At 48.2% G+C, this 20687-nt stretch carries 16 protein-coding genes and 2 pseudogenes; 6 read left to right on the top strand and 12 right to left on the bottom strand.

All coding sequences use genetic code 11. The features are described 5' to 3' along the window. Positions 1-111 precede the first annotated feature (111 nt). Entirely contained in the window at positions 112-1230 is a 1119-nt protein-coding gene (gene dnaN / locus RQM65_RS01755) for a DNA polymerase III subunit beta (RefSeq protein WP_314012278.1), read from the top strand. A 111-nt stretch (positions 1231-1341) separates the two neighbouring features. On the opposite strand, the gene RQM65_RS01760 is transcribed toward dnaN, so the two are convergent. Both RQM65_RS01760 and RQM65_RS01765 read right to left on the bottom strand, forming a co-directional pair. Further along, entirely contained in the window at positions 1342-1521 is a 180-nt protein-coding gene (locus RQM65_RS01760; RefSeq protein WP_314012280.1) for a hypothetical protein, read from the bottom strand. Positions 1522-1584: 63 nt separating this feature from the next. After that, positions 1585-1950, bottom strand: coding sequence for a DUF4870 domain-containing protein (locus tag RQM65_RS01765; protein WP_314012282.1), 366 nt, complete (start codon positions 1948-1950; stop codon positions 1585-1587). A gap of 193 nt (positions 1951-2143) precedes the next feature. Here RQM65_RS01765 and mnmE point away from each other — a divergent pair. The 5 genes and pseudogenes from mnmE to RQM65_RS01790 all read left to right on the top strand — a co-directional run. Continuing rightward, positions 2144-3157: pseudogene (mnmE, locus tag RQM65_RS01770) on the top strand (tRNA uridine-5-carboxymethylaminomethyl(34) synthesis GTPase MnmE); the annotation flags it as partial. A gap of 259 nt (positions 3158-3416) precedes the next feature. Further along, positions 3417-3716, top strand: a pseudogene (locus RQM65_RS01775) (tRNA uridine-5-carboxymethylaminomethyl(34) synthesis GTPase MnmE); the annotation flags it as partial. Between the two features lie 26 nt (positions 3717-3742). Next, positions 3743-4036: a hypothetical protein gene (locus RQM65_RS01780; protein WP_314012284.1), complete on the top strand. Its 294-nt coding sequence runs from the start codon at positions 3743-3745 to the stop codon at positions 4034-4036. A gap of 34 nt (positions 4037-4070) precedes the next feature. Then, entirely contained in the window at positions 4071-4340 is a 270-nt protein-coding gene (locus RQM65_RS01785) for a type II toxin-antitoxin system ParD family antitoxin (RefSeq protein ID WP_314012285.1), read from the top strand. Next, positions 4337-4630 (top strand): type II toxin-antitoxin system RelE/ParE family toxin, encoded by a 294-nt coding sequence (locus RQM65_RS01790; RefSeq protein WP_314012286.1) that lies wholly within the window; start codon positions 4337-4339, stop codon positions 4628-4630. The genes RQM65_RS01785 and RQM65_RS01790 overlap by 4 nt, the downstream gene beginning before the upstream one ends. A 233-nt stretch (positions 4631-4863) precedes the next feature. Here RQM65_RS01790 and RQM65_RS01795 read toward each other — a convergent pair whose 3' ends face one another. The 10 genes from RQM65_RS01795 to RQM65_RS01840 form a co-directional block, all read right to left on the bottom strand. Next, a complete protein-coding gene (locus RQM65_RS01795) occupies positions 4864-7125 on the bottom strand; it encodes a TIR domain-containing protein (RefSeq protein WP_314012288.1) in 2262 nt (753 codons plus the stop codon). Positions 7126-7644: 519 nt separating this feature from the next. Then, positions 7645-8826, bottom strand: a complete 1182-nt coding sequence (locus RQM65_RS01800; RefSeq protein ID WP_314012290.1) for a carboxylate--amine ligase — start codon at positions 8824-8826, stop codon at positions 7645-7647. Between the two features lie 227 nt (positions 8827-9053). After that, a complete protein-coding gene (locus tag RQM65_RS01805; protein WP_314012291.1) occupies positions 9054-10847 on the bottom strand; it encodes a hypothetical protein in 1794 nt (597 codons plus the stop codon). Then, entirely contained in the window at positions 10840-13197 is a 2358-nt protein-coding gene (locus RQM65_RS01810) for a tryptophan-rich sensory protein (RefSeq protein WP_314012292.1), read from the bottom strand. Before RQM65_RS01810 ends, RQM65_RS01805 begins: the two co-directional genes overlap by 8 nt. After that, positions 13194-14660 carry a BatA domain-containing protein gene (locus RQM65_RS01815; RefSeq protein ID WP_314012294.1) on the bottom strand — a complete coding sequence of 489 codons (1467 nt, stop codon included), beginning with the start codon at positions 14658-14660 and terminating at the stop codon, positions 13194-13196. The genes RQM65_RS01810 and RQM65_RS01815 overlap by 4 nt, the downstream gene beginning before the upstream one ends. A 109-nt stretch (positions 14661-14769) precedes the next feature. Next, the gene (locus tag RQM65_RS01820) at positions 14770-15666 is read right to left on the bottom strand and encodes a DUF58 domain-containing protein (RefSeq protein WP_314012295.1); all 897 of its coding nucleotides are present in this window, start codon (positions 15664-15666) and stop codon (positions 14770-14772) included. A 4-nt stretch (positions 15667-15670) separates the two neighbouring features. Further along, positions 15671-16675 (bottom strand): AAA family ATPase, encoded by a 1005-nt coding sequence (locus RQM65_RS01825; RefSeq protein ID WP_314012296.1) that lies wholly within the window; start codon positions 16673-16675, stop codon positions 15671-15673. A gap of 10 nt (positions 16676-16685) precedes the next feature. Next, positions 16686-17306 carry a DUF4159 domain-containing protein gene (locus RQM65_RS01830; protein WP_314012298.1) on the bottom strand — a complete coding sequence of 207 codons (621 nt, stop codon included), beginning with the start codon at positions 17304-17306 and terminating at the stop codon, positions 16686-16688. A 150-nt stretch (positions 17307-17456) separates the two neighbouring features. After that, a complete protein-coding gene (locus tag RQM65_RS01835; protein WP_314012300.1) occupies positions 17457-18770 on the bottom strand; it encodes a TldD/PmbA family protein in 1314 nt (437 codons plus the stop codon). Between the two features lie 27 nt (positions 18771-18797). Further along, complete coding sequence (locus RQM65_RS01840; RefSeq protein ID WP_314012302.1) at positions 18798-20438, bottom strand: TldD/PmbA family protein; 1641 nt, start codon at positions 20436-20438, stop codon at positions 18798-18800. Positions 20439-20687: the final 249 nt, after the last annotated feature.

The following is a 20687-nucleotide window of genomic DNA, read 5'->3' on the forward strand; positions in this document are numbered from 1 at the left end:
GATTCAAATATCTTTGTTTGTCTTGTTTTTGGTACTTTCAGACGTTTGCCATTCGAAATTTTGAGACGATCCCGAACACGATATGAAACAAATTTGAAATAAAACTACCCCATGAAGTTCATAGTATCGAGCACATATTTGTTAAAGAAATTGCAGATTTTAGGAGGCGTTATCAACACCAGCAATACGCTGCCTATTCTCGATAATTTTCTCTTCGACCTGAACCAGGATAAACTTACCGTCTCCGCGTCGGACCTTGAAACCACCATGAGCTCCGTGCTAAAAGTGGATTCCGACAATGAGGGCACTATTGCCGTACCGGCACGCCTGCTGTTGGATATACTAAAGACCTTTCCCGAACAGCCCTTGACCTTTGTAGTGGAGGACAACCATACCGTTGAAATCAGTTCGAACCACGGTAAATACGCCTTGGCCTACGCCGATGGGGCCGAATTTCCGAAGGCGGTCGAACTGGCGGACCCGAGTTCTACGACGCTAATGGGCGATATTCTGGCGACGGCGATCGACAAGACCATATTCGCCTCCGGAAATGACGACCTACGACCTGTGATGAGCGGGGTTTTCTTTCAGTTCTCTACAGAAAATCTCACTTTTGTGGCCACGGATGCACATAAGCTGGTCAAGTACCGTCGCGATGATGTGTCCGCTTCGGAAACCGCCGAGTTCATCATGCCGAAAAAACCCCTGAACCTGTTGAAAGGGGTTTTGGCGGGAAGCGAATCCGACGTGGTTATCGAGTACAACGACAGCAATGCCAGATTTAGTTATGAAGATACCGAGTTGATCTGCCGATTGATCGACGGCAAGTATCCGAACTACGAGGCGGTAATCCCAAAAGAGAACCCGAACAAGCTTTCGCTTTCTAGAAACCAGTTTTCGAGCTCCGTTCGCCGGGTCGCCATTTTCTCCAATAAAACAACCCACCAGATCCGTCTAAAAATCGCCGGGGCCGAACTGAACATCTCCGCTGAGGATATCGACTATAGCAACAAGGCCGAAGAACGCCTGACCTGCTCTTACCAGGGCGACGATTTGCAAATCGGGTTCAACTCCCGGTTTTTGACCGAAATGTTGACCAATCTCGATTCCGACGAGGTTACCCTTGAGATGAGCCTTCCCAACCGAGCGGGCATTCTCACGCCTTCGGACGGACTCGATGAGGGCGAGCACGTCACGATGCTGGTCATGCCGGTGATGCTGAACGGTTAGAATGTAATTTATCGATTAAGGACTCCCCCACGCAAGCGTTTAATCAAAAACCATCCGGACAATTTGGGATGGGTTTTTGCTGTTTTAAATAAGGTTCGGAAAATTTACTGATTAAATTTGACAAAAAGACGAAAGGAGATAGGAACAAAAATTGCTAAAGGCAAGAGGGGTGTTTTTATCTACTTTAACCCCGCCCGCCCGGCTCGGATTAGGGGAGCGTTTGTGTTGAGCACCTGCCTTTCTTTTTGTCCTTTCAGCCTGTTCCCCTTGCTCTTTCCATCTTTCTTCCATTTCCGAGCTTTTTCGATGGCTGGCAACGTCTTAGATTGCCCACAAAATTCGTGGCGGAGCCGTTTAAGATATAAAGCGGATCGTCATAAAATAACTGGGGGCTTCCCCGTTGCTCGCCCTTACCGCATTAATTACCGGGAGTACAAAGGCGATGATTCCTATAAAAATCAGACTTAATATCCCCAGACCGAACAATAGAATTGCCGGAATACTGAGCACCGCTAGGAGCAGAACGCTCAATTGAAAATTGACGATGGATTTTCCATGCTCGTCCATCCCCTCGATACGGTCTTTCGTGGTCAACCAGATGACCAAGGGCACAATGAGTCCGCCTACGCCGGTGACATACGTCAACAATTGGGAGAGGTGGGTCAATACCAAAAGGGAATTATTCGATTCGAGCGTTCTGTTTTGATTGATGATTTCCATTTTTGGACTGTTTTACAAGGTTAATAATTCTTTCCGGATTAGTCTTTGCCGATGAATGACGTTACAATCCCGGAAGTGTTCTATCCATAAGACGAGCCAAAGCCGCGATTGTTACAGTCGGACTTAATTGATCTTGTCAATCGGACCATCCTACAGAGGATTCGCGGACGAACATTTTCCCTATTTTTGCAGTATGATTCCAAATGATACCATCATCGCACTGGCCACGCCATCGGGAGCGGGCGCGATTGCCATCATCCGCATTTCAGGGAAGGATGCCTTCGCGACCGTTGCCTCTCTATTTCGCTCCGTCCACGGCAAAAAACTGCTGGAACAAAGGAGTCACAGCATTCTCTTGGGGCACATCGTCGAAGACGGACAAACCTTGGATGAAGTATTGGTGTCGCTATTTAAAGGTCCCCATTCCTATACCGGGGAGAATGTAGTTGAAATATCCTGTCACGGATCCCCATATATCCAACAGCAGACCATCCAGCTATTTCTTCGGAACGGATGCCGCATGGCGGATGCCGGAGAGTTTACCTTACGCGCCTTCCTCAATGGAAAGATGGATCTCAGCCAGGCCGAGGCCGTAGCCGATCTTATCGCCAGTGACAACGCGGCTTCGCATCAGGTGGCCATTCAGCAGATGCGTGGCGGTTTTAGCAATGAGATCAAAAACCTACGGGAAGAACTCCTCAATTTCGCCTCCCTTATCGAACTTGAGCTGGATTTTGCGGAGGAGGATGTCGAGTTTGCCGACCGGGGGCAATTTACCTCCCTTGTTAAAAAAATCCGAAACGTACTCAAAAAGCTTATCGACTCATTTGCCGTCGGAAACGTTATCAAGAATGGCATTCCTGTGGCCATAGTGGGAGAGCCCAACGTGGGCAAATCGACCCTGCTCAACGCCCTTTTGAACGAAGAACGCGCCTTGGTTTCCGAAATTGCAGGTACCACGCGCGACACTATCGAAGATGAGATCAGTATCGGCGGCATCGGCTTTCGCTTTATCGATACCGCCGGGATACGCGACACCGAGGATGTGGTCGAGGGTATGGGCATCAAACGGACCTTTGAAAAGATAGAAAAATCGCAGGTCACCTTGTACCTGTTCGATGCGGAGGAGGTGATGCGACTCCCAGGGGGACAAACGTCTCAATCGGGACAGGTTGAGACCGCTGCTAACTCAGATTCCGACACCGAATTCGACTTGAGACCGGATACGAGGGTAGCATCGGGAGCAGGTTCCACTTCAAGGCCCGGCACCGGTTCGGATGCAGAAGCAAATACAAGGAGAGGATTGCAAAAATTAATCTTTGAGATCGAAAAAATAAAGCAACGACATCCGCAAAAGCCCCTGATCATTGTAGCCAACAAGGTCGATAGGCTTTCGGAGGATAAAATCTCGACCCTGACATCCCATATTTCGGGTGTGGCAGGGGGGGGCGGTCGGCTTTGCCCCCCTGTCCGCCAAAACTGGGGACGGCATCGAAGCGCTTCAATCCCAACTGTTGGAATTTGTCAACAGGGGCGCCCTGCGGAACAACGAGACCATCGTCACCAACACCAGACACTACAACTCCCTCTTAAAAGCCTTGGAAGAGATCGACAAGGTACAGCTCGGCTTGGACGAAGACCTGCCCAGCGACCTCATGGCCATAGACATCCGCGAAGCCCTCTACCACCTCGGCGAAATCACCGGCCAAGTCACTAACGACGAGCTGCTGGGGAACATTTTTGCTAATTTTTGCATCGGCAAGTAGATAAGGAGCGATGGGAAAGGGAATCTATGAGAAAGAATATCGGTAACATCAACGGTGCCGTCTCAGAAGCGAAGCTAATCCCAAAGGTAATATTATGGCCGTCAATGGCCATCTTGGCATTCTCCATTCCAAGCCTATGCTATTTGGGATTCAAGGTCTCACGGCTGGACACCATCCAGAAAGAATCCTTTGAAGCCGGTAAACTGAAGGTAATCACAAACCTCAGAGGATATTTTGACCAAAATCCCGGACTGTACGAATCGTATGGGGTATGGAGGTCGAAAGGCAAAAAGGTGGACACGGCCACGACCAAAAAGTAGGGTGCGCCCTATGGAATGTCCATATTTGTTGAATATGGATAAATATTGTAATTTTATTTATCTAAAGAAAAAGAAAATGAATATAAGTTTCACAAAAACACAGGAAGAGTATATCTCGAAACAGGTTAAATCTGGAGAGTACCAGAACAATAGCGAGGTCATAAGAGATGCGCTTCGACTGCATCAAATTTATCGAGAAAAAGTGATTGCAGACCTAAGGGCTGAGATTGAAAAAGGATGGAATGGTCCTGACAGTGATATTTCAGTTGACGATATCATTGCTTCTAGGAAACAGGTGCAATGAATCGCTACGTTCTTGCCGAAGCAGCCAAAAATGACCTTCAAGAAATCTATGATTTTGGAATATATAAATTTGGTCATTCACAAGCCACAAGATATTTAGAGGGCTTGCGAGGGCATTTTGAGGCATTGACCAAAAATCCGGACATCGGCAAACAAAGAGATGAAATAAAAGTTGGATTGTATAGCCTTCCCCATGTATCCCATATCATTTTTTACCGAATTTTAACCAACCGCATTCGTATTGTCAGGATTTTGCATGGTCGAAGTGATATTCCAAAACATCTCAAATGAAAAAAGCTATTTCACATAAACAATATATTAAAGCAAATCTTCGATTGGAAGAATTGATACATATTGTTGATAAATTTGCACCTCGTTTTCGGCGTTTGTCTCCCATTTGTGTCTCGAAGCCTCAAAATCCCCGTGAAATAAGGAATCGTCATTTCCTGCATCGGCAAGTAGATTCCCATTTTATTATAGGATTCCCTTTAGGTCAGGGTGTTCAAATGTATTTGTTCCCCCAGCTACCGCGTAAAATCCTTAATGGCCCGGACCCGAAATTCTCGAAAAGTACCTGAGCTATTATAATGATACGAGTCATTACCATCACTGAATCTTAGAAGCCGAGCTTGGTAATCATCAAATGGCGTCGCACTCCAATATAATTCATCGGCAAATCCGCCCTTATTGTCCGCTCCTTGTCCAATTGTGTTGTACATAAGCCGTAATTCATCCATAGTAGGTACCCGCCATCCTTCCCCTAAATGCTCGTGAATATTCATGGCTTCGTTCCAGGTCATGGGCCCTAGATCATCCGTATATGCGATTTTCCCCTTTTCATTTGCTGCGTCAATGGCAAAAATAATTCCGTTCTTATATATATCTCCAACACCTAGTTCCAAGATAGCCCCTGCCTGATTCTCTGTATCACTTTCAGCATTGACAACAGGATCGGAGCCTACCTCGGCTTGTTCAATGTCCACTATGGTATTCGATTGTTTTTGCGAATCTCCTGTAAATAGATAAATGAATATTCCACCTAATACGACGGCCGCGACCAAAAATCCAGCATGGACTCTTCTTTTGCTGGTTGTGTTTATGTTCTTTTTCGCTTCTTTGTAATATTGATCGATCGCTTTAGCGTATTTCACTTGATAATCTTGTGCTGCTGAACGATTTTTCTTCAGGACTCGTTTCAGCGCTGCAAGTATTTCCGTCAGTCTTTTTTTCAATTCATTCTGCCTTTGAGCTACTATCGTTTCGAAGCGTTTTTTCCGCTCTACTTCCACTTTGTCCTTCACTTCCTTGACGTCTCGCGCTTCCTCTTGAACTGCTCTTTTGGCTTCGATCGCCTTAGCGTACTTTACTTGATAATCTTGTACTACCGAACGATTTTTCTTAAGGACTCTTTTCAGCGCTGCAAGTAATTCCGCCAATTTTCTTTTCAGTTCCGTCTGCTTTTGAGCCATTGTTGTTTCGAAGCGTCTTTTCTGCTCCCCTGCCGATTTTGCTTTCGTTTCTTCATCGGTCTGCCTTTCCTTTTGAACCGCTCTTTTGGCCTCGACCATCTTTGTGGTTTTAAATCGATAGTTATATCTTGCTAGTCCACTTTTTTTTGCAATTATTCTCTGCGCAGCAACTATTTCCGACAATTCTTTTTCCCGTTCCGTACCTCTTTGGGGTTTTGTTTGTTTGTCGCCTTTTTTTTGTTCTACCGTCACTCTGGCTTTCACTTCTTTATCGCCCTGTCCTTCTTTTTGAACTTCTCTTTTTGGCTCGACCGTTTTCGCGGTTTTAAATTGATAGTTATATCTCGCAAGACCATTTTTTTTCGTGGTCCTTGGCCGTGCCGTGACTATTTTCTCCAGTTCTTTTTCCTGTTCCGTCTCGCTTTGGAATCTTGTTGTTTCACCACGTCCCTTCCCCTCTTCTGCCACCTTGGCTTTCGCTTCTTCATGGCCCGGACTTTCTTTTTGAACTACATTCTTGTCCTCAAACTCTTCGTCAATTTTTCTATCTTTCTTCGATTTTTCCCTAAGACGTTTCTCTTTTTCAATTCTTTTTTGGATTTCGGCTTTCTGCCTTAGCCTTTTCTCCTTTCTAATTACTTCTTTGGCTTCAGCCTCTTCGCTAAGTTTATTCTTTTCTTCGACCCTTTTTTTTGCTTCAGCTTCTTGTTCACGTTTTCCCTCCCACTCGGCTTTGTTTTTGGCTTCTCTTTCGCCAAAGAAATCAATCGTAATTTGCTCTTCTTTCTTTGTATTCCGAATTTTCTTCCCAGCTTTATTTGCCGGTTCTTCTACGGCGCTCTTTCTGGTAGAAGAAGCGAGTAGCCCTCTAAGATAATAGGAGACCTGCGTAAAAGTTTTGTGGGTTGGATGCCAGTCGCCTATTTGATTTTCATCTTTGTGGAAGACTTGTAGTTCCTTAAAATTAAAGGTATAGTCGTCGAAGGTAAATTCAGCGTCCCAAGGGCAATCATCGAGAATTATAGGTATAATGACAGCTTTACCGTCTTTATAGCAATCTATGACCATTTTGAATTCATCTTGCCTGATAAATTCAGAACACATAAATGTATTGCTCACTAAAAACAGGAATACGTCCGTATGGTCTAATCGTGATACATTCCTTGGCTTCCATGGCTGCCCACGGTTAATGGCATCATCACTCCAGATAGATATATTGAAATCCTTTTCCAAGGGTTGTAAGTGAAGTAAAAGATACTGAAGTATATCCTTATCTTGGCTTGCATAAATCGCAAAGATATTTTTCGTTGAGTCCATTTAAAAAAAAGTAACTGTAAGTAAAATCTTAGGATGAATTAAAGCTAAAAACTACTTAAAGTCCTTCATTTGAACAATTCCCCTAATCGTTTTAAAAATAGATAATAATATTATAAAAAGAGGTATTAATCAGTCCTAATAAAAATACCGGATAATTTTGATCTAATACAATACTGCCAGATTTTGTTGTCATCGACACGGACAAGCTACTTTCGGAACCAATGATGTGCCTAAAAACGTTGGAGGTCCGTATTCACAAACTGGAAAGGGACGCCGAACTGCAGAAATCAGAAAATCTCGAATGGACGAACTTGGTTTGAACCAAAAGCAGTTGTCCGAACCTTCAAGTACCGTGATTCGAGAATAGTGAATTTTTAAATGGCAAGAGGGAACCCTCCACCAAGGTAGCTCGGGATATTAATTTGATACTTGATCTGAGCCTCTAATGTTTTGGCTGTGTAAACCCGGGTCAGGTCTTGATCGACGAATAGAATTGTTTTTACCTAGTATCTGCCGTCTCTATTTTCCTCCAAAAAATTTCCGAGACACTGCACCGAAAACCTTTTTTACTGGAATAAAAAGTCTTTTGGGATAGGGACCTAAATCCGACAGGGCGAAGGTTGCGAATACATTGGGGTTGATATAGGGTCGCAAATATTCCGAAAACGAATATTTCTCCTGCCGTAAGAACTGAAAGTTGTGGGTAATATCCGAGATGATCTCGATCCAATACACGCCTTTTTTGTAATCGGACTGTTTTGGGAGCTCGCCTTCGACGATGTGTCGGTATTGTAAATAGGGAAAGTTGATGCCGCAGGCTACGGCAAGGCTGGTCGAAAGGTTGTGGCGCCCGTTTACTTCGATAAGTTTGTAGATGCCGGTCCGGTCATCCTTCTTGAATTCGGTACAGGCATAACCGCTGAAGCCCATCGATTTCAGAATATTCCGGCCAGGTTCGATGACCTCGGGTATGTCCTTGCTCAGCACGACCCGTGGCGAGCCCCACCAAGGCGGTGCGTTCCTGATATGTTGGGCGGTAAACTCCACGAGGGGTTCACCTTCCCAAAAGTAGGCGTTGTAGTTGACGACGTTGATATCGTCCCCAGGGATAATTTCCTGGAGCATCACCTCGAGTCCCGCTTCGGCGGACTGCTGATAGACTGAAATCAGCTCTTCCTCATTCTCGACCGGGAACATCTTTCGTTTAAAATGATCGAAGAACAAATGGCTCTGACTGGGCTTGACCAAGCAGGGGAAGTCAATACCCTTGGCGTACTCCACCACGTCTTCCAAACAGGTCGGGGTGATGGTCTTGGGCGCCGGAATACCGTTTTTGTCCGCAATTTCGTAAGTGTATTTCTTTTCAATGAATCGCTGTACGATATCCATATCTGGGACAGGCACATCGAAATGCGTTTCCAATAGCTCTTTATTGTTGGCAACGGCCACCAAGGCTTCGTCGGATGCCGGAAATAAAATCCCGTCCCCAAACTCTTGGGCACTTTTCAAAAGCAACTCAACAAATTCCTTTTCATGGGTTTCGGGATGCGGCGATTTCACCCCATGGGTGACGTATTTGGATAGATAGGCCACATCTTCATCTTTGTAATACATGACCACGATGGGTATTCCCATCACACCGAGGGCACGGACGACTCCAAGAGCCGGCTGCTGTCCGGATAGTACGTAAGCTAACTTCATATCCAAAATTCTTATTTAACCATTACTACAACAATTCCCCTCCATCAAAACGACCCTTAAGAAAATATAGTATCGATACTTCATCTTTTAAATAGAGATTGTTTTGGAGGGATGGCGCTTCCATTTCGCAGGTAGTGTGGCACCTTGAAAGTCCCTGCAATGATATGAAAAATTAAGGTCATTCTTTCCTTAAACCTTCCAATCTTTGCCTTGCAAACGAGTACGTATCAGCCCTGCCGAAGTAGCTTCGGCCATAGCCACAACCACCCGATTGCGGTTAAGAAAACCATATAAAACCAAATAGCCGGAACCGGTCGTGGTTTCATGCTTTTTATAGGGTTGGACGTTGCCCCGTCAAAAAAACGGGTATTAAAACGCTGCATCCCGTGACGGGTCAAGGCACCGTAATCGAGACTGTCCATGACAAAGAAACGATGTATTGCGGTGGAGTCGTTTCGTATCCGTAGCCCGTTCCACCCTGTCGTTCGTGGGTACACAGTACCGGTCCACAGTTCAGGCATGTCGGGATGCTGCCTTATAGGAATCTCCCCGCCATTGTCTCCGACAATTTCAGGACGTTCAAAGACGCTACGCAACTCGAAATCGTAAGGCATATCAAGAATGGCGAATCCTTTAGAAGAGGACCAGCGGGTGGATATGTCCTCTCTTTTGCTTATCTTTTCGATAATTTCGGACCAGAACTCCTGATACCTTCTGGGGTGTCCGTCCAAAATCCAGGAGTAGGTGTTTTGGATGAGCGTAGTCCCTATACGGCCCATTTCCAGCCGACGATAAGCGACGAGAATTTCTCTCTCGTTACGATATATCCCTTCCAATTCTGCTCCACCCGAAAACCGGAACGGATAGGTGTCCATCTTCAGTTCCGGCCATCGTTCCAAACGGGCTGTCCTGTTTCTTCCCCGTACAAAATCGAAGCCGGATTTGGATTTTGAAGCGGAAAGGAATCCGTCGTTAGGTTGTATGAAAATACCTAGGCCATCCTTCAGTATTGCTTCTTTCAAAGCATTTTCCGATGTTCCGGACAGGTTTAGGTAGCTTTGCGAATCAATAATCAACACATCAAAAGCTTCTAAGCGCGTGCGGGACAAAGCATAAATGGGATTTTTACCGGTATTGAAATATTCGAATTTATATTTGCCCTTAGTCAGCCGACTGCGTACCGTGAGCTCATGGCCCATTCGGGCGAGGTAGTTTTTGAGGTATTTGGACTCAAAAGTGGGGAAGCTGTTGACCAGCAGTACCTTTAAAGGCTTTTTTTGGGTTACCGTCACCGGCAGGGGTTCGCTCTGGATTATTTTTCCTGTCGAATCTTTTTCGATCAGGGAATAGGTAGAGTTACCCTCAGCCTTCATCTCGGTGGAAAGAAGGAAGTCTCTCCGCGCAACGATAATGTCCGACTGTACGGTGGAATCCGGAAGCGACGAATCTAGAAGCACCGAATCCAAGCCCGTTCCACCAGAAGTGGCCAATACGAGTCGATGGCCTTTTTTCGGAGCGTTGAACCTTCCGCGAACGGAGAGGTCCTCCCCTACCGCTACCTTCCGTTTGTAATTCAATCCAATAATGCCTTCAGGAGTTTCGGATTGTAAATAGGTGGCGGAAACACCGTCGAACTGCCAAAAATCGAAGGGGCGCACCCCATCCCCCAAAACGAATAGCGGGGCCGTGGAATCTAAGGCACTCCTGATATCGCGGTTCATCCGATAGGGAATCACCCTTAAATTGTCATACGAATTTCGCAGACTGTCGAGCTGCTGCTCTGAGTAGGCGTCGGTAAGCAATGCCCCAGCTTTGGTTTTTATAGGATGTAAAATCGCCGGTCTTAATGCCATTAGCATCAAGGCGATTATCCCTATCAGGGCGACGAGTCCATTTGCAAAAAACCGGATGCTGGGCTTCTTTAAATACTCTTTCCAAAGGAATACCAACCAAAGGATGCTTCCCCCCAGCAGTATAGGCCACAGCCATACCTGATGTAAAAATTGTAGGTTTTCAATCATCCGTATCCAATTCTTGGAGCATCAGCTTGTTAATTCCTCCGCTCCATCCCTGCCGTCGGGCAGCATTGGGCCGCAAGGAAGGAAGGGATTTTAACAGGCCGTCCCGCACTGTCCTCATCTGCGTTGGGTCACTTTCGGCCATGTCCGCCAGCCACCTCAGTTCCTGCAGGGTTTCAAGGTGCTTGCCGGGTTCGTGTACCGCCAGGGCAGCCAGCTCTTTTCCCGCTTCCTCCAAAAGCGTCCGGTCCGCCGTGCCGAGAATTATACCGGATTGGGAATTGGTGGTCACGCTTTTTCTCGTTTCGTTGGATCTTTCCTTTGAAGTTTCGACAGTCTTACCTGTTGGGCTTTCCGATGTCTTCCTTTGTTCGGCTTTGGGAGTCTTCCCATTTTGAATTAGAATTTCAAGTCGTTCGACCGCCTTCCGAATGGCGGGGTATGTCATGGATTCTTCCCGGTTCTCTTGTGTGTGAACGGTGCCGACCGAGGCGATGTCCCCCGTTAGGCGGCTGGATTCCTTGATAGGTGGGGCATCAAAGCCGATCCGGTGGACGTAGATTCGGGAACTGTTCTTGATATCCTGTAATAGTTTCAGGGCCCGGTATTGAAAGGGCAGGGATTTTTGGGGATGGTGCAGCCGCAGCTGAAGCTCGGCATCCCACATTTGGTTCATGGCCTGTCTCAACTGACTTTTCAGGGATTGGGTGAACAGGGTCGATTCCTCGGGATTGTCGTGGTTGTGCAGGTAGTTCTCCAAGGGACTTTCTTCCTCGCCCTCCTCCCCTTCGTGGCTGTGTCCGACTGCGCTGTGCTCCTCGTCCGCGTCGTGGTTATGCGTGTAGGCGGCGGTCGGATCGTCATCATCCGAATGATTTTCTTGGGAAGTGCCGACTTCCGGGTCACCATCCAAGGTAATCGGACCTCCCTGTATGCCGGAATCCGATTCATCGCCCATAAACTGCCCGTATTTTAAACGCAGCATCTTTTGGTCCGCCCCGAGCGCATTACTGGTGGCGTTGAATTTTTCGGTTGGCATGTTGTCGCGATCGGCAATCAATTTTTCGGTATCGATGATCAATTGGCGTTGGCTCCTAAAATAGGCGGGCATCAGATCGGCGCCCATGGTGCTTTCTACCGCAAATTGGTCGGATACGGAATCTTCGATGACCGCGAAAAAGGTCTCGCTACGGGTCGTGTTCGGGCGCGGCCGTTTGTTATCGGTCGCACCGATATAGAAGTAAAGCTCGTCCCCGGCGTCCATCCCCAATTGATCGAGATCGATCTGCTTTCCCAAATCCTGTCGTTTGGGTTCGTTGTTCAATTTCCCGTCGAAGCTTAAGCGTTCTTCCCGAAACTTGACGGATTCCCCCTTTCCCTTGCTGACAGTGGCGACGATATAGACATCCTGTAGGCCGTAGTCATCACTTAGGCTCACCTTGACGTCCACTATCTTTTTTCCGGTGGGGGCAAAGGAGACCAATACCTTGGGACTGCGGACATCTACTACGGGAGGTTCGTCTTCATAAACCTCAATAGCGTAGAGTTCGGATCGGTAAGACGCCCCGTTCGTATCGGTAAACCCAAAATTATAGAATCCGGAAGTCTGTAGTACCGTGCTATGGGAATATCCGTTTTCAGATGCGGTCATGGCCCGGCGCTCTTCGGGACTTTCCCATACCACGGAATCCACCGGGGCATCGAATTGTAGGTTCCAAAATACCCGGGAGCCTTTCAAGGCCCTGATCGGCATCTTGGATTGGTGGGTGGGCTTCAGTTTCGTATAAGAGGGTGGCCGTATCGTCAGTTTTTGGGATGTCAAGACTGGAGGAATTTTTTTAAGGTTGGAGGAATCCAAGGGCTGGAAGCTCAGCTTTTGGGTATCGGGATGCTCCCTCGTACTTTGGAAAGTATCCGTCCAGTCGAAAGTATATCCTACAAAGGCCAGAACCGCAAAAAGTGCGAATACGGCCAAGGCAGCCCGAAAGGATACCTGCGGCCGAAGCTGGTTCCTACTTTGGGATAGGGTCCGGTTTATGTCATGCCGCTGGAGCCGTGCCAGATTTGAAAGTTGGTTTTCGGGAAGCAACAAAAGGCCCGTACTGTGCTGCATGGCATCGGAATGCGCGTCCACATAACTGACGATCCGCTCCAGCGTTAACCGCCAGGGTTTTCTGAGAACGAGAACCAGTACCGCGATCCCGGCACCGATTACAAGGGCCAGCAAGCGATCGAACGTCAGCACGTAAAGGAGGACGGCCGGGCCAAGACCGTACAAAAGCGACTCCAGCCCTTGCCACAGCAGCCAGCGCCTTTTGAACCTAAGCAGTATTTTTTTTCCGCTGTCGCTCATTGCTTCCTGTAATTTGCCAAAATCCGTTCCGCTAGCACAATGAAAAACAATACGCCCCACAACCAAGGGGAGATATCCATCCGCCTCACCTGTCCGGGCGTGTCGGGAGTTCTCTTGAATTCCGGTCGAAAGGCATCCGCTCCCATACTACGCCGGTCATATGGGGCTACCTCTGCTTCCAAATTCGGATGCAAGGGCAATAGCTTCAACAATTCTTCCGCCAGATGTCCCGAAACTATATTTTCGCTATTGAGACGCTCCGTTAGATGATATCTGTCTTTCACTTCTCCCGGCTCAATCAGTTTGTCTGCCAGCCCGTCTGGCCTAAATATTAACGCAGGTAGGCTATCGTTGGGTGTCGGATATCTTCCCAACCAGACCGAAAAGTCGTATGCTCCAGAGACCGGGAAATCGGTGTTGTCTCTTGAACTGGTACCATCTCCTGGGTCGGTGTTTTTTCCAAGTTCGGATTCCTCGCTCGTGACGACGGAAATATCCCTTTGTACATATTTCGAAATGGCCCTGTAAGCCGCTTTGATGTAGTGCATATCCCGGGAAAGACTATCCGCATATACCAATAACACCCGGAGGGAATCGCCGGGTCGGAGGACCAACCGGCGCTCTGCCACCGTCACGCTATCGCCACTTTTATGGATGTCTATATTCTCGTCCGAGAATGAAAGCCTACGAGTCTCGAAACCTAGGCGCATCCCATCGTTGATCACACCGAGCAGTTCAAGGCTGTCCCCCGTGCGGCGGGCCTCAAGCACTGCCTTGGAGCTGTCTTCGTCAGTCAAGGTCACAAAATTGATCCTTCGGTCCGTTTGGGAACGCATTCCCTTTATCCCGGCAACCAAAGCTCTTGTAAAGACTATGATACTGTCCGCAGGCAAAGCCGTCATTTCTTGCGCCAATTGCCAGTAGTTCGGTGGCATAGTAGAAGCGGAAATCGTATAGGAATCCTTAATATCAAAGTCGGCCTCGGAAGTAGTTAGGTCGGGGTCGGTGGCATCGAAATTCCTAACTTCCGGAAAAGGCTCGAGGTTCGTCGCTTCGGAATCCCTAACGAAGAAATCCGTAATATTATAATCCGTCATCCGGGGAAAACCCTTTACCAAAAGCCTCACTGCATCAGGGGGGATAGTATCCCACAGCTTCCCCAGTTTATCGGAATCGAACAACGAAGGCTCCACGAGATAGGCAATCGGCTCGTTCCGGAATGATCGGTTCCAATTCGGGCCTGCCAGGATTAGGGCCAATAGTACGATTGTCAAGATGCGGAGCATCAACAGCCACCATTCATTGGGGCGTAGGGTACTACTATAGCCGGGTTTGGATTCCTTCAACAATTGGATGCTACCAATTTTGATGGTAACCTCTTTCTTCCGGCTCCACAAATGAATAGCGAGCGGAACGGCAATCCCGAGAAGGGCCCACAAGAAAGAAGGATTCAAAAATACCATCAACAAACTGAGTTTAGACTTTACTTAAATTGACATGCGCGATTTTAATTTGGCCTGCATCGATTTTCAACAGGCATCCCATCCAATTTCCTAGCACCTTATTTTCCCATTATTCCAAATTGCTACGCCGTTTTAAAAACAATTGCAGTGCTTCGGCTATAGGTTCGTCCAATAGAAAAATCTGGTATCCGATACCTTGGCTCAAGAGATCGTCTTTGGTTTGGGAGAGCAAGGCGGACAAGGATTTTAGATAATCGGGTTTTGCCGATTTCGCGTCCACTTTCACTTTATTCCCGGTTTCCAGATCTTCAAAAACAACATAGTCCGAATAATCGAACTCCAATTCTTTCCGTCCCATAAGCTGTAACACGACCACCTCGTTCCGGGGGGTCTTGAGGCTCGTAATGGCTTGGGTGAGCTCATGTCCGTACTCGTAAAAATCGGTGACAAAGAACAACAATTCCTTTTGCCGTGGATTTTGCAACTTTTCGAACGTAACCGGGTCTATCGGCCATTTGTCTTCGGCATTGACATGGACCAGTCTATGCAAAAAACGTTGAAAATGCCTCTTCGAAACGCGGGGCCGCAGCTGGTGTAGTTGCTTAGCGTTCAGCGCATAGAGTCCGATAGCATCGCCCTGTTGCTGGGCCAGGTAGGCCAAGGAGGCGGTCAGCACCTTGGCGTAATCCATTTTGGAACGTCCATTTTCGGTATGTTGCATCGATTTGCTGGCATCCATTACGAATTTGACCGTGGTATGGGTATCGATTTCCGATTGCTTGATGTAATACCTCCCCGAGCGGGCCAACATTTTCCAGTCCAACAAACGTAGGTCGTCTCCCGGCCCATAGCCTCGATATTGGCTAAACTCGAGTCCCGCTCCCACCCTACGGCTCCGATTGTGGCCGGACAGATATCCGTCGACCACGACCCGGGCTATCAACGACAGGCCTGAAACGCTGTTAATGACTTCAGGGCGCAACAAGTCTTGATAGTCTTTTTTCAAAGGTTTACCTTTTTAGAATACTTGAGGATGCCAACAGTTCACGGGCTACTGCCTCCGAGGTTACCCCCTCCGCTTCGGCCTTAAAGTTCACCAGGATGCGGTGCCGCAATACGGGCAGGGTTACTTGCTGAATATCTTCCGGGGTGACCGAAAGCCGACCTCGTAGCAGGGCGCGGGCCTTGGCAGTTAGAATCATGGCCTGTCCCGCCCTGGGCCCCGCGCCCCAGGCTACCCATTCCTTTGCGTAGGCGTTGGTGGTGGTTTCCGGTCGGGTCGCACGGACCAAGTCGCCCACCGCAGCTATCAGTTCATCACTGATGGGTACCTCCCGTACCATTTGCTGGAGCCGAACGATATCTTTTCCGGACAGTATCTTACTAACGGCTGCCTGCGCGGTTGCCGTTGTATTTTTTAGGATGTCATTTTCATCGGATGCACTGGGATACCCGATTTTTATGTAAAGCAGAAACCGGTCCAATTGTGCTTCCGGCAAGGGGAAGGTACCGGACTGTTCAATGGGATTTTGGGTGGCCAGAATAAAAAAGGGACGTTGCATGGCATAGGTCTCTCCGGAGTAAGTGACCTCAAATTCCTGCATGGCCTCCAACAGGGCCGCCTGGGTCTTTGGCGGGGTCCGGTTGATCTCATCGGCCAGAATGATGTTGGCGAAAATGGGGCCTTTGTGGAATTTAAAGAAGTGCTGTCCGGTGGTGCGGTCCTCTTCCAAAATTTCAGTACCGATAATGTCCGATGGCATCAAATCGGGGGTGAATTGGATCCGTTTAAAATCCAGTTCAATGGTCTCTGCCAGGGTTCTTATCATCAAGGTCTTCGCAAGTCCGGGAACCCCTTCGAGCAGGGCGTGCCCCCCGGCCAGAAAAGCGATTAACAATTGTTCGATGGTATCCTCCTGTCCGACGATTACCTTGCCGATTTCCTTTTTTAAGTCGGACAGCTTGTCGGTCAAGATTGCGACTTCCTGCTTGATTTCCACTAAATCCTTATCCATATCCTAATCATTAAGACGTAAGGGCGTACATCACGATATTCACCCCGAACTGGGTATTGTCAATTTTATAGTAGCGTTTGTTCCTAAAATCATAGTCCCACTCACACCCGTAATCCTTATTGCTATACAGCACCGCGATCCTGTCGTCTATTTCAATGGCCTTTAGGTATTCGTGCACCAAATCGTCGCCCCAGCCGTTCAGCTCCTGCGAGGTGGTGGGGGGTCCGTCATCGAATTCGAAAAAGCTGCTGTAGATCTCGTGATCATTGGGAATCTTTTTCAGGGCACCATCCCCGAACAGCTCGCGCATTTGGCGTTCGAAAGATTTGGCGAAAAGACCGTCGATATCGTGGTTGCAGTCATCCACGAAAACAAAACCCCCGTTGGTGACGTATTTCTCAAAGTTCTCTTTTTCTTTTTTGGTGAACTGCACGAGTTTATGTCCGGAAAGATAGCAAAAGGGACAGTCAAAGATAGCATCATTGGCCAATTCGACAATGTTTTCGCGGGTATCGACCTTTAAGGTGGTGTACTCTACCAGGGAATTCAGGAGATTGGACGGCATACGCTGGTCCACATCCCAATCGCCGGACTCGTATTGTAACCTAGTAAAGAAAAAAGCATTATTCACGTAACCCACAAATTTAGCGAATATGCCAGGGAAAAAAGACGAAAAGAGCAAGGAATAAGGACTATGATCCTTGCGGAAAGGGTGACTACCGGAAATTGAACCCGACGCTACCTATCACTTACTCTTCTATCTTTTGGTCATTCTGTTCCATTAAACCGCGTCCGAAAGACTGGTAAAGGTAAAATCCCTAATTTTCAGATAGGGAATGTAATTGCCCTCTACCCTGGCCTGCTCCCCAAGGGTTTCGAGATTGTTCAACATGATGATGGGACTCTCGTTGAACCTGAAGTTCTTTACTGGATATTTGATCTGTCCGTTCTCGATATAGAACGTTCCGTCGCGAGTCAACCCGGTATAGAGCAAGGTCTGGGGATCCACGGAACGGATATACCACAGCCGGGTCACCAAGATGCCTTTTTTTGTATCCTTGATCATGGTCTCCAGGGAATCGTCGCCTCCCGCCATGATAAAATTGTTGGGGTAAGGCACCGGTTTAACGCCTTTCTCCTCCGCCCAAAAGCGGTCGTAGGCCAGATTTTTAACTACCCCATCTTCAATCCATACCGTTTTGTCGAGCGGTTGGCCTGTTCCATTCCAAGTAGTAGTGGGAACTTCGGGGTGTAGTGGATCGGACCACAGCGTAACCCGTTCGTCCACAATCTTGTCCCCCAGCTTGTTACCGCCATCCTTTGACATAAAACTACGTCCCTCATCGGCCTGTCGGGCATCGAGGGCGCGGCCCAAGCCTTGCAACAATCCCAATGCCGCGGCCGGTTCGAGAATCACCGTATATTTTCCGGGCTCGATCGCTTTGGCTTGTTGCGAGAGCACTGCTTTGTCAATGGCCACTTTGGAGGCCTCGACGGCATCGAACTTGGAGACATCGTTGAAATCACGGGTTACCCATCCGGAACCCGTACCGTCGTCGGTACGCATGGTCACGGTAAACTCCATGTTGGTGGCCTTGTTGTAGGCGAAAAGTCCGTTGGAATTCAAAATGGCCCTGAAGCCGGCGGAATCGTTTAGGAACCCTGCTGCCGTGACGTTCTCTTTTTCGGCGGGGGCAATGCTGTTGTTGGCTACCCCAGCGCGGTATTCCGGGGTCACATTGGCGGTTTCCTCTACATAATTTATCGCATCATCGTAGGTTTGCGGGCCCAAGGGCGGCATAAACTCGGGGTTCTCTGGAGACAGCTTGGCCAGTTCCTCGGAGCGCTCCACGACCCTTTTTAAGGACGCATCGTCAAACTCATCAATAGTAGCGGTACCGGATTTCTTGCCGAAATTGGACTGTACTTCAAGTGATTGGTTGGAGCGATGCCCCGAAGTGCTCACCGAATTACGGGCGTACCTGATGTTGCCGCTTTCACTGCCCGAAAGATTGATGACGCAGCCGTCCGCGGTGGAAAAGCCCAAGGCCCTTTCCATAATCTTTTTTGCTTCCTCTTCTGTATATAATGCCATGATATTTTTATTAGGATAAAACTGGGGTTAAACGGTTCTTCCGGTATTGATGACATTGATGCCATTGAACCGCGTGGTCGAACTACCGTGGGATACGGCACTGACCTGGGGCGGTTGCCCCTTGCCGTCAAAGAACGAACCGAACAGACGATAATCATTTTCATCGCAGATCTTGGCACAGGAATTCCAAAATTCCTGGGTGTTCGACTGGTAGGCCAGATCGTTGAGCATGCCCACTATTTCTCCGTCCTTGATCTCATAGAACACCGTACCCCCGAATTGAAAATTATAGCGCTGCTGATCGATGGAGTAGGATCCGCGACCGGCGATATAAATACCTTTCTCCGTGTTTTTGATCATTTCGTCCACAGTGTACGGTTCTTTGCCCGGTTCGAGCGAGATGTTCGGCATGCGCTGGAACTGCACGTCGTTCCAGCTTTGGGCGTAGCAGCACCCGTGGGATTTGTTCTGATCGATAATGTGCACCTGATCGCGAATGGCCTGGTAGTTCACCAATATGCCATCCCTGATGATATCCCATTTTTTGCACTCCACTCCCTCGTCATCATAACCTACGGCCCCCAAGGAGCCCGTTTGGGTCTTATCGGCCACAATATTTACGATATCGCTTCCGTATTTGAAATCGCCCGACTTCCATTTGTCGAGGGTGGCAAAGCTGGTACCGGCATAATTCGCCTCATACCCTAGCACCCGGTCGAGTTCGGTCGGGTGACCGACGGATTCGTGGATAGTCAGTCCCAGATGATTGGGTTCGAGCACCAGATCGTATTTTCCGGGTTCCACGGATTTGGCGGTGAGCATTTCCTTGGCCTGTTTTGCGGCCATTGTGGCATCCTCCACCATATCGTAACTCTTGCGGTACAGGGTAAGGCCCGCTGCGCCCTTGAGCTTCTCCGAATTTAGTCCATCCATATACTCATACCCCATCCCCATAGGCGCACTCATGGCATCCCTGGTCTTAAACTGGCCGGCGGCCTGATCGACTGCCGTAACCCCGAAGGTCGGCCATATCCGGTGTACGTCTTGATCGATGTACGAGCCGTCGGTAGAGGCGAAATATTTTTGTTCATTGACCATAAACAGGGCGGAGTTCACAAAGTTGGCCCCATTGTCGAGGGCGGCCGCATTGGCGTTCAGCAGTAAATCGACCTTCTCGGAAATCGGCACTTCCTTAAAATCCTTTTCAATCGGAGTCTTCCAGGAAACCTCTCCCTTTCCCGCTACCGGCGCCAGTTGAACCGGCTCTGTTTGGAACTTGGAATTGGCTTTGGCGATGGCCACCGCCTGCTCGGTCGCCTTCTTTATACCGTCTTCGGTCACCGAATTGGTAGAGGCAAAGCCCCAGGTGCCGTTGGCGATTACCCGTATCCCGATACCGAAGGACTCGGTGTTCACCACGTTCTGTACCTTATCCTCACGGGTGAACACATATTGGTTCAGGTAGCGCCCGATCCGTGCGTCGGCATACGAAGCGCCCATCGACTTTGCGGTATTGAGGGCTACATCGGCCATTCGTTTTTTAACGATCTTATCCATTCCGGGCGCCAGTAGCGCTTCGGTGGGGATTTGCTTGCCCATCAAGGCCCCCGGCACCAACAGTGCACCTGCCCCCATACTGGATAGTTGTACAAAATTTCTTCGTTTCATGCGTTTAAATCCTTTTAATTACCTGAAAATTAATTAATTAAAAAATTGAGAGCGCAGGCAACCCCTGCGCTCCCGCATTAAAAATTTTAAACATTGCCTTTTCTGAAGAAATTTTTAAAATTCGTTAATGCTCGTTTCATATAATTCCGCTATCGATTCGTTTCTTTTTGAATAGTCCGTCAAAAATAGACGAACGGATGTAATGCCCATGAGAAAAGTAGTGCACAATATAAGCAAAAGCCGCATTAA

This window comes from Pricia mediterranea, assembly GCF_032248455.1.
Classification (GTDB): domain Bacteria; phylum Bacteroidota; class Bacteroidia; order Flavobacteriales; family Flavobacteriaceae; genus Pricia; species Pricia mediterranea.

Excerpts from the sequence above, each read along its gene's own strand:
- dnaN (WP_314012278.1), top strand. The coding sequence starts at position 112 with ATGAAGTTCATAGTATCGAGCACATATTTGTTAAAGAAATTGCAGATT.
- RQM65_RS01760 (WP_314012280.1), bottom strand. The coding sequence starts at position 1,521 with ATGGAAGAAAGATGGAAAGAGCAAGGGGAACAGGCTGAAAGGACAAAA.
- RQM65_RS01765 (WP_314012282.1), bottom strand. The coding sequence starts at position 1,950 with ATGGAAATCATCAATCAAAACAGAACGCTCGAATCGAATAATTCCCTT.
- RQM65_RS01780 (WP_314012284.1), top strand. The coding sequence starts at position 3,743 with ATGAGAAAGAATATCGGTAACATCAACGGTGCCGTCTCAGAAGCGAAG.
- RQM65_RS01785 (WP_314012285.1), top strand. The coding sequence starts at position 4,071 with ATGGATAAATATTGTAATTTTATTTATCTAAAGAAAAAGAAAATGAAT.
- RQM65_RS01790 (WP_314012286.1), top strand. The coding sequence starts at position 4,337 with ATGAATCGCTACGTTCTTGCCGAAGCAGCCAAAAATGACCTTCAAGAA.
- RQM65_RS01795 (WP_314012288.1), bottom strand. The coding sequence starts at position 7,125 with ATGGACTCAACGAAAAATATCTTTGCGATTTATGCAAGCCAAGATAAG.
- RQM65_RS01800 (WP_314012290.1), bottom strand. The coding sequence starts at position 8,826 with ATGAAGTTAGCTTACGTACTATCCGGACAGCAGCCGGCTCTTGGAGTC.
- RQM65_RS01805 (WP_314012291.1), bottom strand. The coding sequence starts at position 10,847 with ATGATTGAAAACCTACAATTTTTACATCAGGTATGGCTGTGGCCTATA.
- RQM65_RS01810 (WP_314012292.1), bottom strand. The coding sequence starts at position 13,197 with ATGAGCGACAGCGGAAAAAAAATACTGCTTAGGTTCAAAAGGCGCTGG.
- RQM65_RS01815 (WP_314012294.1), bottom strand. The coding sequence starts at position 14,660 with ATGGTATTTTTGAATCCTTCTTTCTTGTGGGCCCTTCTCGGGATTGCC.
- RQM65_RS01825 (WP_314012296.1), bottom strand. The coding sequence starts at position 16,675 with ATGGATAAGGATTTAGTGGAAATCAAGCAGGAAGTCGCAATCTTGACC.
- RQM65_RS01835 (WP_314012300.1), bottom strand. The coding sequence starts at position 18,770 with ATGGCATTATATACAGAAGAGGAAGCAAAAAAGATTATGGAAAGGGCC.
- RQM65_RS01840 (WP_314012302.1), bottom strand. The coding sequence starts at position 20,438 with ATGAAACGAAGAAATTTTGTACAACTATCCAGTATGGGGGCAGGTGCA.